The organism is Nonomuraea sp. NPDC001636 (assembly GCF_040298265.1).
Classification (GTDB): domain Bacteria; phylum Actinomycetota; class Actinomycetes; order Streptosporangiales; family Streptosporangiaceae; genus Nonomuraea.
The window spans coordinates 184341-198660 of record NZ_JBEOZT010000004.1; the positions used below are offsets into that span (position 1 = coordinate 184341).

At 72.0% G+C, this 14320-nt stretch carries 13 protein-coding genes; 6 read left to right on the forward strand and 7 right to left on the reverse strand.

Translation table 11 applies throughout. From position 1 onward, the window contains the following. The first annotated feature begins 5 nt into the window (after positions 1-5). The 3 genes from ABT158_RS10585 (at position 6) to ABT158_RS10595 (ending at position 2581) form a co-directional block, all read left to right on the forward strand. Positions 6-731: a class I SAM-dependent methyltransferase gene (locus ABT158_RS10585; RefSeq protein WP_352352505.1), complete on the forward strand. Its 726-nt coding sequence runs from the start codon at positions 6-8 to the stop codon at positions 729-731. A 73-nt stretch (positions 732-804) separates the two neighbouring features. Next, the gene (locus ABT158_RS10590; RefSeq protein WP_352352506.1) at positions 805-1395 is read left to right on the forward strand and encodes an RNA polymerase sigma factor; all 591 of its coding nucleotides are present in this window, start codon (positions 805-807) and stop codon (positions 1393-1395) included. Then, positions 1388-2581 carry a CU044_5270 family protein gene (locus tag ABT158_RS10595; RefSeq protein WP_352352507.1) on the forward strand — a complete coding sequence of 398 codons (1194 nt, stop codon included), beginning with the start codon at positions 1388-1390 and terminating at the stop codon, positions 2579-2581. Before ABT158_RS10590 ends, ABT158_RS10595 begins: the two co-directional genes overlap by 8 nt. A 92-nt stretch (positions 2582-2673) precedes the next feature. Here the strand turns inward: ABT158_RS10595 and rocD are convergent, their stop codons facing one another. From rocD to ABT158_RS10610, 3 genes are all read right to left on the reverse strand, one after another. Further along, the gene (gene rocD, locus ABT158_RS10600; protein WP_352352508.1) at positions 2674-3879 is read right to left on the reverse strand and encodes an ornithine--oxo-acid transaminase; all 1206 of its coding nucleotides are present in this window, start codon (positions 3877-3879) and stop codon (positions 2674-2676) included. Position 3880: 1 nt separating this feature from the next. Further along, complete coding sequence (ddaH, locus tag ABT158_RS10605) at positions 3881-4678, reverse strand: dimethylargininase (protein ID WP_352352509.1); 798 nt, start codon at positions 4676-4678, stop codon at positions 3881-3883. A 124-nt stretch (positions 4679-4802) separates the two neighbouring features. Further along, positions 4803-5291: an Lrp/AsnC family transcriptional regulator gene (locus ABT158_RS10610; RefSeq protein ID WP_352352510.1), complete on the reverse strand. Its 489-nt coding sequence runs from the start codon at positions 5289-5291 to the stop codon at positions 4803-4805. Positions 5292-5382: 91 nt separating this feature from the next. Here ABT158_RS10610 and ABT158_RS10615 point away from each other — a divergent pair, with 91 nt between their 5' ends. Then, positions 5383-7731 carry a GH1 family beta-glucosidase gene (locus ABT158_RS10615; RefSeq protein WP_352352511.1) on the forward strand — a complete coding sequence of 783 codons (2349 nt, stop codon included), beginning with the start codon at positions 5383-5385 and terminating at the stop codon, positions 7729-7731. Here the strand turns inward: ABT158_RS10615 and ABT158_RS10620 are convergent. The 4 genes from ABT158_RS10620 to ABT158_RS10635 all read right to left on the reverse strand — a co-directional run bounded on the left by ABT158_RS10620 (position 7728) and on the right by ABT158_RS10635 (position 12628). Further along, entirely contained in the window at positions 7728-8675 is a 948-nt protein-coding gene (locus ABT158_RS10620; RefSeq protein ID WP_352352512.1) for an isopenicillin N synthase family dioxygenase, read from the reverse strand. The genes ABT158_RS10615 and ABT158_RS10620 overlap by 4 nt on opposite strands. 82 nt (positions 8676-8757) lie before the next feature. Further along, the gene (locus ABT158_RS10625; protein WP_352352513.1) at positions 8758-10155 is read right to left on the reverse strand and encodes a glycoside hydrolase family 16 protein; all 1398 of its coding nucleotides are present in this window, start codon (positions 10153-10155) and stop codon (positions 8758-8760) included. Between the two features lie 248 nt (positions 10156-10403). After that, positions 10404-11123 (reverse strand): DUF5941 domain-containing protein, encoded by a 720-nt coding sequence (locus ABT158_RS10630; RefSeq protein ID WP_352323408.1) that lies wholly within the window; start codon positions 11121-11123, stop codon positions 10404-10406. Then, positions 11120-12628 (reverse strand): CDP-alcohol phosphatidyltransferase family protein, encoded by a 1509-nt coding sequence (locus ABT158_RS10635; protein ID WP_352352514.1) that lies wholly within the window; start codon positions 12626-12628, stop codon positions 11120-11122. Before ABT158_RS10635 ends, ABT158_RS10630 begins: the two co-directional genes overlap by 4 nt. Positions 12629-12768: 140 nt before the next feature. Between ABT158_RS10635 and recO the strand changes: the two genes are divergently transcribed. Together recO and ABT158_RS10645 are read left to right on the forward strand one after the other, a co-directional pair. Continuing rightward, positions 12769-13503: a DNA repair protein RecO gene (gene recO / locus ABT158_RS10640; protein ID WP_352352515.1), complete on the forward strand. Its 735-nt coding sequence runs from the start codon at positions 12769-12771 to the stop codon at positions 13501-13503. Continuing rightward, positions 13500-14282: an isoprenyl transferase gene (locus ABT158_RS10645; RefSeq protein ID WP_352352516.1), complete on the forward strand. Its 783-nt coding sequence runs from the start codon at positions 13500-13502 to the stop codon at positions 14280-14282. The genes recO and ABT158_RS10645 overlap by 4 nt, the downstream gene beginning before the upstream one ends. Positions 14283-14320 lie beyond the last annotated feature (38 nt).

Sequence of the window (14320 nt, forward strand, 5' to 3'; positions counted from 1 at the left end):
GACCCATGAATGACGACCAGTACTCCAGAGCCGTGCCGTTCTACGACCTGTGGCACGAGGACGGGCACGTCCCCGAGATCCGCGAGCTGCTCCCGCCGCTGCTGAAGGGGGTGCGGGGCGGCGTCATGGAGATCGGCGCGGGCACCGGCCTGATCACCGAGGTGATCGTGCGCGCGACGGAGGGCGAGGTGTACGCCGTCGAGCCGGCGCTGGCCATGCGGTCGGTGCTGCTGTCGCGGCTGGCCGCCGACGAGGAGGCCCGGCGCCGGGTCACCGTGCTGGCCTGCGGGGCGCTCGACGTCGACGTCGACGAGCCGGTCGGGGCCGTCGTGATGATCTCGGTGCTGCAGGCGTTCCCGGCCGGGCGGCGGGAGGAGTTGTGGCGGGTGCTGGCCAGGCAGCTCGAACCGGGCGGGCTGCTGCTGTTCAACTGGCGCGAGCGGCCCGCGCCCACGCCGGGTGAGCTGGAGCTCATGGGGTCCTACCAAGTCGGGCGGCACGCCTACGAGGTCTGGGGCCAGGTGCTCGACGTCACCGGCGAGACCGTGCGCTCCCGCTTCCGCTACCGGGTCAGGCAGCGCGGCGTGGTGATCGGCGAGGACGAGGTGACCAGCGAGGCCCACCGGCCCGGCGGCGACCGGCTCGCCGCCGAGCTGACGGCGGCCGGGTTCATCAGGGACGAGGCCCCCGACGGCCTGTCCGCCTGGCGAAAGCGGCGAAAGGTGGCGTAACCCGAAAAAGGTGGAACCGGGCTTCCGGGTGCGGCCAACAACAGGGTGACCGCATGAGAGAGGACCGGATGTGGTGAGTGTCGAGGACACAACCGCAACGCTGGATGACTCGACCCTGATCGGGCATTCGCTGAGCGATCCTGAGCGTTTCGCCGCGCTGTTCGACCGGCACGCCGACGAGATCCACAGGTACGCCGCCCGCCGCCTGGGCGCCGAGCTGGCCGACGACGTGACGGGGGAGGTGTTCCTCGTCGCCTTCCGCGGCCGCGGCCGCTACGACCGCACCCTGCCCGACGCCCGTCCCTGGCTGTACGGCATCGCCACCAAGGTCGTGTCCCAGCACCGCAGGGCCGAACGGCGGCGCACCGCGGCCATGGCCAGGGTCGGCGCCGAGCGTCCGGGCACGTTCGACGAGCGCAGCGCCGACCGGGTCACCGCCGAGCAGCTCCAGCCCCGCCTGGCCAGGGCGCTGACCAGGCTCAGCGCGAGCGAGCGCGACCTGCTGCTGCTCGTGGCGTGGGCCGACCTGACCTACGAGGACGCCGCGCGCGCCCTCGGGGTGCCCGTCGGCACCGTCCGGTCCAGGCTGCACCGGCTCCGCGTCAAGGTACGCAGGGCGCTCGGCGGCATCGATCCCTTCGCAGAGGAGCCCCAGCATGGATGACGAGATCCGGACGTTCGCCGACGGCAGGCCGCCGGCGCCGCCGTACGAGCCGCAGGCCCGCGCGCGGGCCAGGGAACGGCTGCTGGCCGAGGCGCGCGGCGGGCGGCGCCTGCGGCTGCCCAGGCTGGGCTGGCAGACGGCCGCGGCCTTCGGCGTCACGGTGGTCCTGGTGGGCGGCGTGGCGGTGGCGCTGTCCGGCCAGGGTGGGACGGACGCCCGCCCGGCCACCTCCGTGATGCTGTCGGCCGGCGAGCTGAACCCCCGGCCGGACCAGTTCATTTTGATCGAGTCCGACACCATGTACGGCTCGCAGTCGATCGACAGCTCCGGCGCGCAGAGCCGCTACCTCTACCGCCAGCACCGCAGGATCTGGAAGTCCGTGGACGGCAGCAAGGACGGCCTGCTGCAGATCGAGGGCCGCGAGCCGCGCCCCTGGCCGGGTCAGTCGCTGCCGACGGACGCCACGAGCCGGCAGGGCAGCGAGTGGAACTGGCTGGCCGCCTGCCCCGACCTGCGCGGCCCCTACCGCGACGACTACGCCTACCTGAGCACGCTCCCGGCCGACGCCACGGCCATGCGCGACCGTCTGTACGAGTCGGCCCCCAAGGGCGGCAAGGACGTCGATCCCGACGCCGTCGCCTTCACCCGCGCGGGCGACCTCGTCAGGGAGAACTACCTGCCCAAGGCGCAGCGGGACGCCCTGTTCGAGGCGGTCAAGTCGATCCCCGGCGTCGAGGCGGCCGAGGGCGTCGCCGACTCCTCCGGACGCGTGGGTGTGGCGCTGGGCCGGGTCACCGACTGGGGCGTGCGCGAAGAGCTGATCTTCGACCCGGCCGGGCACACGTTCCTGGGCGAGCGGCAGGTCGCGGTCGGCGCCAAGGCGGGCGCGCCCAAGGACAGCGTCCTGGCGCTGACGGCCCAGCTCGACGTCTCCGTGGTGGACGCGCTGCCGGAGGCCCCCGACGCCGCCGCCGACGCGAGCTGCACACCGGAGACAGTGGCCCCCACGCCCATCCCCTCGGAGCTCGACTCCACGATGGCGGGGCTGCCGACGGCCGAGGCGACGATCACGTTCACCCCGGAGCCGACCAGCGAGCCCGCGGTCGAGTCGACCGACACGCCGGAGCCGACGGTGACGCATACCGTCACCCTTACCCCGATGGAGAGCACCCCCGCCGGCTCCTGACCCGTGGCCGGCCGGCCACCCAGGAGGCCCACATGGGCGCGCCGTCACGGCGGCGCGCCCATGCAGGGCCGGCGGCCGAAGCCGCAGGAGACCTAGAGTTCTTCGAGGACGGCGGCGAGCTGGTCGACCGCCCAGACCAGGTCCTCCTCGGAGATCACGATCGGCGGCGCGAGCCGGATCGTGGACCCGTGGGTGTCCTTGGCGAGCACGCCGCGCGCCATGAGCGCCTTGGAGACCTCGCGCCCGGTGCCGAGGGCCGGGTCGATGTCCACGCCCGCCCACAGCCCGCGCCCGCGCACCGCCACCACGCCCTTGCCGGCCAGCTCGCGCAGCCGCGCGTGCAGCACCTCGCCGAGCCGGGCGGCCCTGGCCTGGAACTCGCCGGTGTTCAGGATGTCGATGACGGCGATGCCGACCGCGCAGGCCAGCGGGTTGCCGCCGAACGTGGACCCGTGCTGGCCCGGCTTGATGACCCCGAGGACGTCCTCGTCCGCGGCGATCGCCGAGACCGGCACCACGCCGCCGCCGAGCGCCTTGCCCAGGATGTAGACGTCGGGGACGACGTTCTCGTGGTCGCAGGCGAACGTGCGGCCGGTGCGCCCGAGACCCGACTGGATCTCGTCGGCGATCATCAGCACGTTGTTCTCGGTGCAGATGCGCCGGACCTCGGTCAGGTAGCCGTCCGGCGGCACCAGCACGCCCGCCTCGCCCTGGATCGGCTCGACGAGCACGGCCACGGTGTTGTCGTCGATCGCCTCCCTGATCGCCTCGGCCGAGCCGTAGCGGACGATCCTGAACCCGGGCGTGTACGGCCCGAACCCGTCGTGCGCGTCGGGGTCGGTGGAGAAGCTGATGATCGTGGTGGTGCGGCCGTGGAAGTTGTCCTCCATCACGATGATGTTGGCCTGCTCCGGCGCGACGCCCTTGACCTCGTAGCCCCACTTGCGGGCCACCTTGATCGCGGTCTCGACGGCCTCGGCGCCGGTGTTCATCGGCAGGATCATGTCCTTGCCGGTGAGGTCGCCGAGCCCGGCGCAGAACTGGGCGAACTGGTCGTGATAGAAGGCCCGGCTGGTCAGCGTGAGGTTCTTCAGCTGCTCCTGGGCGGCCTCGATGATCTTCGGGTTGCCGTGGCCGAAGTTCAGTGACGAGTAGCCCGACAGGCAGTCGAGATAACGCTTGCCCTCGACGTCGGTGACCCACGCGCCGTGCGCCTCGTGGATGACCACGGGCAGCGGATGGTAGTTGTGCGCGCTGCGGCGCTCGCTTACTTCGATCAGCTCTGCGCTGGTGCTCATGTTACTTTTCCCCCCTGATCTCCAGTGTGCAGCACTTCGGACCGCCGCCCGCCTTGCGCAGCTCCGACAGCTCGACCGGGATCACCTCGTAGCCGTGCCGCTTGAGCTCCAGCTGGAGCCCGGACGCCTCGGAGTTGATCACCACGTTCCGGCCGTCGCTGACGGCGTTGAGGCCGAGCACCTCGGCGTCCTCGGCGGTCGCGATCACCGCGTCCGGGAACATCGCGCGCAGCACCTCCTGGCTGCCCTGGGAGAAGGCGCCGGGGTAGTAGGCGACGTTGCGGCCGTCGAGCGGGAACAGCGCGGTGTCCAGGTGGTAGAAGCGCGGGTCGACCAGCTTCAGCGAGACGACCGGGCGGCCCAGGTACTCCTGCGCCTCCTGGTGGGCGACCACGTCGGTGCGGAAGCCGGTGCCGGCCAGGATGACGTCGTCGAGGGTGAGGAAGTCGCCCTCGCCCTCGTTGACGTGCGTGGGCTCCAGCGCCGGGTAGCCGCGCTCGACGAACCAGCGCAGGTAGGCCGGGCCCTCGGGGCCGCGCTCGGGGAAGGTGAAGCGGGCGCCGTAGACCCGGCCGCCGACGACCAGCGCGCCGTTGGCGGCGAACACCATGTCGGGCAGGCCCTCGATCGGGTCGATGAGGCTGACCTGGTGCCCGAGCTCCTCGTACGCCGACTTCAGCCCTTCCCACTGCCGGATCGCCACCTCACGGTCGGCGCCGGCCTCGGGGTCCATCCACGGGTTGATGGCGTACTCGACCGCGAAGTAGTCCGGGCGGCACATGAGGAAGTGTTTGGGCATGCAGGGCTCCGTCGTCGTCAGTTCAGGGGAAGTTCCCGTGTCGGGGGAGACGGGGACAGCCTAAGAATTGACGTTTGCGCAGGCCAAGCGGTGCGCATTGCGCGTTGGCGCAGGTCTGTTGCGTCTATCGGCCGGCGACGTGCGATCCGTTGCGCGGGTCCGTCAGGGCGGCTCCCGGCGGGATGTCCACCAGCCGCGACAGCACGATCGAGCTCTTGGTCCGCACCACGAAGGCCTCCGCCGCGATGCGCTCGATGACCCGCTCGACGTGCCGCACGTCGGTGGCCCTGATGTGCAGCAGCGCGTCGGCCTCGCCGGTGATCGTGGCCGCCGCCACCACCTCGGGGAACCTGGCCACCGCCAGGGCGATGTCCGACGGCTTGGTCTTGCCCTGGCAGAACAGCTCGACGTACGCCTCGGTGGTCCAGCCGAGCGCCTGCGGCGCAACCCGCGCGCTGAAGCCGGTGATCGCCCCGCTCTTCTGCAGCCGGTCGACCCGCCGCTTGACGGCCGACGCGCTCAGCCCCACCTGCTGGCCGATGTCCGCGTAGGTCGCGCGGGCGTCGTCGACGAGCGCCGCGATGATGTCACGATCGAGCCGGTCCAGTTCCACGGGCTCTGTATACCGCCTGGCCAGGCTGGCGCGCGACGAGCGCCGCGCGGGAGACTGGGCGTTCGGTCCACTGCCGGAGGATTGCCGCCACATGAATATCGCACGTTTTCCCGAGGGTTTCGTCTGGGGGGTCTCGACGTCGGCCTTCCAGATCGAGGGCGGCACGGCCGCCGACGGCCGCGGGCCGTCCATTTGGGACGCCTTCGCCGGTGGCCCGGCCGACGCCTGCGACCATTACCACCGATATCGCGAGGACGTCTCGCTGATGAAAGAGCTGGGAATGGCCGCGTACCGGTTCTCGGTGAGCTGGCCGCGCATTCTTCCGGACGGCTCGGGAAAGGTGAACGCGGCCGGTCTCGACTTTTACCAGCGACTGGTCGACGCCCTGCTGGAGGCGGGCATCACGCCGTTGGCCACCCTTTATCACTGGGATCTGCCGCAGGCGATGGAGGAGCGCGGCGGATGGCCGTCCCGCGACACCGCCCGCTGTTTCGCGGACTACGCGGCGATCGTCGCCGAGCGGCTCGGCGACCGGGTCGGCACCTGGTTCACCGTCAACGAGCCGTGGGTGGCGGCCTTCGTCGGCCACGGCTCGGGGGTGCACGCGCCGGGCCGCCGGTCGGCCGCCGAGGCGTTCAGAGCCGCCCACCACCTGCTGCTCGCCCACGGCCTGGGCGCCCAGGCCCTGCGCGCCGCCGGGGCCGCCGAGGTGGGGGCGGTGCTCAACTTCTCGCCCGTGCTGACGCCGGCCCAGGTCGGCGACTTCGACCGGCCGCTGTCGGAGGAGGACGCCGAGGCCGTGGCCAGGATCGACGCGCTCGTCCACCGGCAGTTCCTCGACCCGATGCTGCGCGGCGCCTACCCGGCCGACCTGCTGCCGGTCATCGAGGAGCATGCCGGGCTCGGGCACGTCCACGACGGCGACCTGGCCGACATCGCCCAGCCGCTCGACCTGCTCGGCGTCAACTACTACGCCCCGGCCGTCGTCCAGGCGCAGCCCGGCGAGCCGGCCGACCCGGCTTATCCGGGAAGCGCGGGCGTGCTTTTCAGCACCATTCCCACGGCGGTCACCGCGATGGGCTGGCCGATCGTCCCGAACGCCCTGTCCGTGTTACTGCGACGACTCGCCGGCGAATATCCGGACCTCGAACTGATGATCACCGAGAATGGCGCGGACTTCGTCGACACGGTCACTCCCGACGGCATTCACGACGTGGACCGCGTGCATTTCATCGAGGAACACCTGCGGGCCCTGCGGACCGCCGTCGAGGAGGGCGCGAACGTCCGCGGATATCTCGCCTGGACACTGCTCGACAATCTCGAATGGGCCGAGGGATACCGGCGCAAGTTCGGCCTCGTGCACGTCGACTTCGACACCCAGCGCAGGCGGCCCAAGGACAGCGCCCTGTGGTACCGCGACGTGATCAGGCGCAACGGCCTGACCGGGGCCCCGCCCAGGCGTCCCACGCTGGAGACGGTGGCCGCCCGCGCCCGCGTCTCCCGGGCCACGGTCTCCCGCGTCGTCAACGGCGAGGCGTCGGTCAGCCCCGAGGTGCGCTCCACGGTCCTGCAGGCCGTCAAGGAGCTCGGCTACGTGCCCAACGCCGCCGCCCGCAGCCTGGTGACCCGGCGCACCGACACCGTCGCGCTCGTGCTGCCGGCCCCCAGGCGCGCCGCCGACCCGATGGTCGCGGCCGTCGTCCAGTACGTGACGAGCCTGCTGGAGGGCGCGGGCAAGCAGATTACCCTCATGCTCGCCGACACCGCCGAGAGCCAGCGCCGCATCGTCCGGCACGCCGAGGCGCGCCTGGTGGACGGCGTCGTCCTGCTGCCGCCCGAGCGGGGCGACACCCTGGCCGAACGGCTCTCGCGCACCGGCGTGCCGCTCGTGCTGCTGGGCCGGCCGCCGGTCGCCTCGCTGGTGCCGTACGTGGACGCCGACAACGCCGCGGGCGCGGCGGCGGCCACCGAGCACCTGCTGGCCGCCGGCCGCCGCCGGATCGGCATGATCTGCGGCCCGATGGACCTGGTCGCCACCCAGGACCGGCTCGCCGGCCACCGCACGGCCCTCGACCGCGCCGGGCTGCGGCCCAGACTGGCGATCGGCGACCTGACCCGGGCCTCCGGCACGGCGGCGGCCGGGCAGCTCCTCGGCGACGCCCCAGACCTGGACGCGATCTTCGCGGCCGACGACCAGATGGCGATCGGCGCCCTGCTGGCCGCCCGCGCCACGGGCCGGCGGGTGCCCGACGACCTGGCGATCGTGGGCTTCGACGACATCGACGCCGCCTCGGCCACCACCCCGGCACTCACCACCGTCCGGGTGCCCGTGACCGAGCAGGCGCTGGCGCTGGCGCGGCTGCTGCTGTCGCGGCTGGAGGGCCGGAGCACCACGCCGGTCGTCCTGCCCACCCGGCTGATCGTGCGGGAGTCGGCCTAGATCTGCCGCTCGAACAGGCTCGGGAAGACCTTGGACACCTTCGACAGCAGGTACTCGCCGTAGGTGCCGGTGAAGTCGACCTGGCCGTCCCAGCGCTCGCCGGCGGCGTAGGGGAGGGGCGGCACCACGCTGTCCCAGCCGGGGTCGAAGAAGAACGGGTAGCTCAGGCGTTCGTTGCCGCTGCGGTTGCGCACGCGGTGCGGGGTCGAGCGGTAGCGGCCGCCCGTGAGCTTGTCGAGCATGTCGCCGATGTTGCAGACGAACGTGCCCGGCAGCGGCGGCGCCTCGATCCAGCCGTCCGCCGTCCGGACCTGGAGGCCGCCGTTGGCGTCCTGGAGGAGCAGGGTGAGCAGGCCGTAGTCGGTGTGCTCGCCCACGCCCCAGGTCTCGTCGTCGTCCGGGGGCGCGGGCGGGTAGTGGAAGATGCGGAACAGGACGGTCGGGTCCGCGGTGTAGCCGGTGCGGAAGTAGCCCTCGTCCAGGCCCAGGCTGAGCGCGATCCCCGACATGACGGCCTGCGCGACCCCTGTCATCGTGTCCAGGTAGGCGAGCACGGCCTCGCGCAGCTCGGGCACCTGGACGGGGAACTGGTTGGGGCCGTGCAGCGGGAGCGGGCCGGGCGGCTGCTCGGCGCCGAAGTAGACGCCCTCCTTCAGGTCCGGACGCCCCGAGGTCAGCTCGCCGCCCACCGGGAAGAAGCCGCGCCAGGCCGGGCCGCCGCGGTCCATCGAGATCTCGTCCTTGACCTCCTCGGGCAGCGCGAAGAAGCGCCGGGCGGCCGCGTCGAGCCGGTCAAGGAGGTCCTGCGGCACGCCGTGCCCGCGGACGTAGAAGAAGCCGCTGTCCCTGCAGGCCGCGCCGATCGCCGCACCGACGGCCTGCCTGTCACCGCCCGGGGTGTCGCCGAGCAAGGGGGAGATGTCGATCACCGGCAATTCGCGCACCGTCTCATTGTCCCCCAGCCCGGGGGCGGCGAGCCGGGCCTTGGGCACGCCCGCCGCCCCCGAGGAGGACCCTGAGAGGGGGTCAGGCCGTCGAGAAGGTGAACCAGTTGACGTTGACGAAGTCGGCGGGCTGGCCGCTGCTGAAGGTCAGGTAGACGGTGTGCGTCCCGGTCACGCCGCTGATGTTGGCGGGGACCGTGCGCCAGCTCTGCCAGCCGCCCGTACTGGCCAGCGCGAAGTCGCCGATCGGCGGGGCGGACGGGCTGTCCAGCCGCACCTGCACCAGCCCGCTCACGCCGGCCGCCGCCCCGGACGCCACCCTGGCCTTGAACTGGCGGGCGGGCTCGGAGCCGAAGTTCACCCCGTCGTAGCGCAGCCAGTCGCCGCTTGCGATGGCGCCGACGTTCTGGCCGCCGCCGGTGTCGGTGGTGGCCTCGACGATGGTGCCCGACTGGGCCTGGTAGCGCTCGGCCTGGATGGTGGAGCGCGCGTCCACGCCGCCCGGGACGGTCGGGGTCGCCGTCGGCGTGGAGACCGTGCCGCTCTGCCAGACGGCCACGTAGTCCACCAGCAGCGGGTGCCCGGGGACGGTCGCCGCCGTCGGCGTGCCCGTGCCGGCCAGGGCGTTGGGGAACGCGCCGCCCATGGCCAGGTTGAGCAGCAGGAAGTAGCCGCCGTGCCCGGTCATGTTGGTCCAGGTGGTGGCGTCGAGCTGGTTCTGGCTCACGCTGTGGAACTGCTGGCCGTCGACGTACCAGCGGAGCTGGTTCGGGCTGGCGGCGCGGTCCCATTCGAAGCGGTAGGTGTGGAAGGCCGACTGGCAGGACGATCCGGGGCAGGCCCGGCTCGCGCCCAGGCCGGTCGTCTCGTTGCAGGGCCCGCCGGGGCTGACGCCGCAGTGGAGCACGCCCCACACCGAGTTGATGCCGTTGACGTTCTCCATGATGTCGAACTCGCCGATGCCCGGCCAGTTCCAGTAGTTCCCCCGGTACGGCGCCCCGAGCGCCCAGAACGCCGGCCAGTAGCCGAGCGCCGCCTGACCGGTCACGTCCGGCATCTGGATCCGGCCCTCGATCCGCAGGACGCGCCCGTCGGCCGGCTTGAAGTCAGCCCGCCTGGTCTCGATGCGGGCCGAGGTCCACTCGCCCGAGCCGCTGCGCAGGGGCGTGATGCGCAGGTTGCCGGAGCCGTCGAGGCTGACGTTGGAGGTGCTGGAGGTGTAGTTCTGGATCTCGCCGGTGCCCCAGTTGCCCGGCCCGCCGGGGTAGCCGTGCCCGGTGTCGATGATCCACTCGGCGGACGAGGGCGGCGTGCCCGCCGAGCCGTTGAAGTCGTCGGACCAGACCAGCGACCAGCCGGACGGCGTGGACGGCACGGACGCCGAGGCGCTGACGGCCACTTTGACGAGCAGGCCGGTGAGTGCCACGAGCACCACCGCCACGGCCACCAGGCGGCGCCTGTGCCGGATCTCTGTTGTCATCCCTGCTCCATGGGGGGTGGTGGAGTCGAGTGAGAGAGCGCTCTCTTGAGGTGACGTAAACACGCTGCGGACGGCCTGTCAATATGGGAGAGCGCTCCAGAGCAGAGCGACGGACGACGTCCCGGCGGCCTCGGACGCCGCCCGCCGGAAGCTCTCCGGCATCGGTGGCCCGCACGCGAAACGGCGGCCACCGGCGCCCTGGTCGGGAGCCCGTGACCGCCGTCGTGTCCGGAGGGGGAGGTGGCCGCTCAGCCCTTCTCCGCCTCGCCGGTGGCCTGTTCGAGCGCGTCCTCGGGCGAGGCCTCAAGGTCCTGCTCGGCGTCGGCGCCGGCCTGCGCAGAGGCCTTGTCCAGGCGCACCCAGCTCGTCACGCTCTCCACCGCGAACAGCACGAACAGGTACGCCGTCAGCACCGCGAGCACCGGCGTCAGCCAGCCCAGCGCCGCACCGGCACCGATGATCAGCAGGCGCAGCTCCCAGCCGAGCCCCGCGTGGAACACCCACGCGGGCGGCCAGATGCTCTGCCGGGTGCGGTAGACGGTGTCGTAGGTGTGGTAGCCCACCACGTAGACCAGCACGAACAGCAGCCACTTCGGCGCGCCGGCGGCCAGGCCGATCGCGATCATGGCGAGGAACTCGGTGCCGCGCAGCAGCGGCGGGGTGAGCCAGTCGAAGCGGCCCAGGTGGTCGCGCGGCGCGGTCGGCAGCACGAGCAGCAGCGTGATGGCCACCGGCACGAGCAGCAGCGGCCCCTTGTCGGGCAGCCCGACGACGGTGACGGCGACGACGGCGAGCAGCGCCACGAGCGTGGCGGGCACGGGCGGCAGGCCCTTGCCCAGCTTGCCCGCGAGGGCGTGCACGAGCGGGCCGTCGTCGCGGTAGGCGAGCAGGCGGGCGGTCTGGATGCGGCGGCGTTCCTCGTCGGGGTCCGGCGTGGGGGTGGCCATGGCCTGCGGTTGAGTGATCATACGAGCGACCTCATGAGGCGTCCGGTGAGGGTGTAGGCGGCGGCGACGGAGCCCCAGATCACGAGGGTGAGGAAAGTGATCCGGGCGTCGAAGAGGGCGGCGGTGATCGCGATGGCCGCGAACCGCTCGCCGATGGGGAACACGATCATCTTCCGCGCCCAGTGGACCGCGCGGAACTTGCCCGCCCTGGTCCACATCTTGAGCACGCCGCGCAGGCCCTGGCTGCGCTCGGCCTTGCGCCGCTCCAGCGCCCTGCGCAGGTCGCGGTCGTCGGGGGCGTCGAGCGGGAGGGTGGGCAGCTGCGCGGGCGGCTTGCGCCGGTTGGAGATGCCGAAGGAGAAGTCGAGCAGGTGGCGCACGGACTGGAGCCCGATGGCGGCCAGCGCCAGGATCCAGATGTCGTCGCCGTTGCCCGAGACGACCCAGCCGACGGCCAGACCGGCGAAGACCACGTATTCCTTGAAGCGGTCGAAGGTGGCGTCGAGCCAGGCCCCCAGCACGCCGAACTTGCGGGCGTACCGGGCCACCTGCCCGTCGACGCAGTCGAAGACGAAGGCGAAGTAGATCAGCAGGCCGCCGGCGACCATCCACGGCCGGTCGCCGGTGGCGAAGCAGGCGGCGGCGGCCACGCCGAGCGTGATCGAGATCAGCGTCACCTGGTTGGGCGTGAGCCCGCGCCGCGCCGCCCAGCGGGCGATGAAGCGCGAGTAGGTGGAGACGAAGTACGTGGTGAAGAAGCCGTCGGCGCCCTTGACCGCGTTGTTGAGCCGGGCGCGGTCCTCGTTCATGCCGGCCATCTCGGCGCCGGCCTCGTTGACCTCCTCCGGCGTGCTCACCCGGCGGTAGAACAGGTCGCGGCGGCCGCGCACGCCGACCGACACGCCGTTGCGCACCAGGCCGAACACCACGAGCTGGACGAGGTCGTCGTCCGCGCCGAAGCGGTCGGCCATGAGGGCCAGCTCGCGGCAGGTCTGCGCGAGCACGGGGGCGTTGCGGGCGCTGATGTGCAGCGGGCCGAGCACCACCGCGTTGGGCCTGGTCACCGCGTGGTTGGCGGTGCCGACCGACACGATGCGCGACTTGCCGACGCGCGCGCGCACCGGCAGCCCTTCGAGCCGGCCGTAGCCGATCTCCGGGTCGGCCTCGTCGATCGGTACGGTGTCCTCCTGCGCCTCCTCGGTCACCTCCAGACGCGGCTCCTTGGCCACGAGCGCCAGCGCGCCGCGCTTGGCCTTGGTGATCTGGTAGATCAGCTCGTCGTGGACGACCGAGTTCTGGGGGATGATGAAGAGGCTCTCCGTTGCCGATTCTGCGACGTCGGCCAGGGCACGCAGGGCGGCGGCCACGTCGCCGGTCTCGATCGTGGCGGGCCGCGGGTCATAGGAGACGAGCTGGCTGCGCAGCCGCTCGGCCACGGTGGGATTGCCGGGCAGCGCGGCCAGCCTCAGGCCGGTCGGAGAGGTGTCGGGGCCGGGCGAAGAGCCCAGCAGGACCACGCGGGTCATGACTCCCTTTCGAGGCAGTAGCGGGGGGTTGAACAACGGGTGATGCGGGGACAGACGTCAAAGTCTAGTGACGGCAGGGCAAACTCGCGTCACCAGAGCATGCCCGGAACATGCCGCGCGGGCGGCCGTAAGATGGGCAAGTGAGTCTCTACCGCGACGAAGGCGTCGTCCTGCGGACGCAGAAACTCGGTGAGGCCGATCGCATCGTCACCGTTCTGGCCAAGCGCACCGGCAAGATCCGGGCGGTGGCCAGGGGCGTGCGCCGCACCAAGTCCCGCTTCGGCGCGCGGCTGGAGCCGTTCACGCACGTCGACCTCCAGCTCCACACCGGCCGCACGCTCGACGTGATCACCCAGGCGGAGACCATCAGGCCCTACGGCGAGGCCCTGGCCGTCGACTACCCCCGGTACACCGCCGGCAGCGCCATGCTGGAGACGGCCGACCGGCTGACCCACGGCGAGAAGGAGCCGGCGCTGCGGCAGTTCCTGCTGCTGGTCGGCGGCCTGCGCACGCTGTCCGAACGCGCCCACGAGGCCAGGCTGGTCCTCGACGCGTACTTCCTGCGCTCGCTGGCGGTGGCCGGTTACGCGCCCGCGCTGGAGGCGTGCGCCAAGTGCCAGGCCCCGGCGGTCAGGGCCTTCGCCATCGTCGCGGGCGGCGTGGTGTGCGGGGCGTGCCGTCCGGCGGGCTCGGCGGTGCCGGCGGGGGAGACGATCGGGCTCATGACGGCGCTGCTGCGCGGCGACTGGGCCACCGCCGACGCCTCGGAGTCGCGCCACCGCAGCGAGTGCAGCGGCCTGGTGGCCGCATATCTGCAATGGCATCTGGAACACGGAATACGCTCTCTGCGACACGTCGAAAGGGAGCATGCGTGAACGTCCGGCCTCCGACCCCTCATCCGTCAGGCGCCACTCCGCCGCCGATCCCGCGTGACCTCGTGCCCCGGCACGTCGCCATCGTGATGGACGGCAACGGCCGCTGGGCCAAGGCGCGCGGCCTGCCGCGCACCGAAGGGCACAAGGCGGGCGAGTCCTCGCTGTTCGACGTCATCGAGGGGGCTCTTGAGCTGGGCGTCCCCTACCTGAGCGCCTACGCCTTCTCCACGGAGAACTGGAAGCGCTCGCCCGACGAGGTGCGCTTCCTGATGGGCTTCAACCGCGACGTCATCAGGCGGCGGCGCGACGAGCTCAACGCCATGGGCGTGCGGGTGCGCTGGGCGGGCCGGCCGGGCCGGTTGTGGAAGAGCGTGATCTCCGAGCTGCAGAGCGCCGAGGAGATGACCGAGGGCAACAGCAAGCTGACGTTGCAGTTCTGCGTCAACTACGGCGGCCAGGCCGAGATCGTCGACGCGGCGGTCAAGCTGGCGGCCGACATCGCGGCCGGGCGGGTCAAGCCGTCGAAGGTGAGCGAGAAGGTGTTCGCCCGCTACCTCGACGAGCCGGAGATCCCGCCGGTCGACCTGTTCGTGCGTTCCTCGGGCGAGCAGCGCTTCTCGAACTTCCTGCTGTGGCAGTCGGCCTACGCCGAGATGGTCTTCCTCGACCGGCTCTGGCCCGACTTCGACCGCCGTGACCTGTGGGCGGCGTGCGAGATCTACGCCAAGCGCGACCGCCGCTACGGCGGCGCGATCCCCAACGAGGTCGCCGGCGCCTAGACGAACCCCCGGGGTTCACCCCTGCTGAGCTGCCGCGC

Excerpts from the sequence above, each read along its gene's own strand:
- ABT158_RS10585 (WP_352352505.1), top strand. The coding sequence starts at position 6 with ATGAATGACGACCAGTACTCCAGAGCCGTGCCGTTCTACGACCTGTGG.
- ABT158_RS10595 (WP_352352507.1), top strand. The coding sequence starts at position 1,388 with ATGGATGACGAGATCCGGACGTTCGCCGACGGCAGGCCGCCGGCGCCG.
- rocD (WP_352352508.1), bottom strand. The coding sequence starts at position 3,879 with ATGAGCACCAGCGCAGAGCTGATCGAAGTAAGCGAGCGCCGCAGCGCG.
- ddaH (WP_352352509.1), bottom strand. The coding sequence starts at position 4,678 with ATGCCCAAACACTTCCTCATGTGCCGCCCGGACTACTTCGCGGTCGAG.
- ABT158_RS10615 (WP_352352511.1), top strand. The coding sequence starts at position 5,383 with ATGAATATCGCACGTTTTCCCGAGGGTTTCGTCTGGGGGGTCTCGACG.
- ABT158_RS10625 (WP_352352513.1), bottom strand. The coding sequence starts at position 10,155 with ATGACAACAGAGATCCGGCACAGGCGCCGCCTGGTGGCCGTGGCGGTG.
- ABT158_RS10630 (WP_352323408.1), bottom strand. The coding sequence starts at position 11,123 with ATGATCACTCAACCGCAGGCCATGGCCACCCCCACGCCGGACCCCGAC.
- ABT158_RS10635 (WP_352352514.1), bottom strand. The coding sequence starts at position 12,628 with ATGACCCGCGTGGTCCTGCTGGGCTCTTCGCCCGGCCCCGACACCTCT.